This window comes from Sulfurospirillum sp. MES, from assembly GCF_000789415.1.
GTDB classification, from domain to species: Bacteria; Campylobacterota; Campylobacteria; order Campylobacterales; family Sulfurospirillaceae; genus Sulfurospirillum; species Sulfurospirillum cavolei.
The window spans coordinates 1-501 of sequence record NZ_JSEC01000061.1; the positions used below are offsets into that span (position 1 = coordinate 1).

A 501-nucleotide genomic window follows, 5' to 3' on the forward strand; every position below is an offset into this window, starting at 1 on the left:
GCTTCGCCGCCCCGCGGAATAATCAAATCGACGTAGCGATCCATTTTAATGAGTTTTGCGACGCCCTCACGGGAAGCATCCGGTAGAAGCGAAATAATCTCTTCGGGCAAACGGTTGTTTCGCAATACCGCTTGCAAAAGCGCGGCAATCGCCCGATTACTGTACAATGCCTCTTTTCCGCCTTTGAGCACGCATGCGTTACCGCTTTTGAAACACAATGCCGCCGTATCGCTCGTGACGTTCGGACGGCTCTCGTAAATAATACCGATGACGCCGATGGGAATGCTCACTTTTTCAATGCGCAACCCGCTTTGAACGACCCATCCTTCCAAAACACGCCCGATCGGCTCTTTGAGTGCCGCGATTTCGCGAACGGCCTGCGCCATATCCGCAATACGCTTGGCGTTTAAGAGCAATCGATCAACCAAAGCACTCGCTAAATTTGCTTTACGCGCCTCTTGTAAATCTTTTTCGTTTTCGGCAAGGATCGTATCGGCATTT

The 501-nt window shown here is 51.1% G+C and carries 1 protein-coding gene; it reads right to left on the reverse strand.

Annotated features, from left to right (window positions below):
- Positions 1 to 501 (reverse strand): aldehyde dehydrogenase family protein (locus OA34_RS13400; protein WP_039676289.1); only part of this gene is annotated, 501 nt, incomplete at both ends.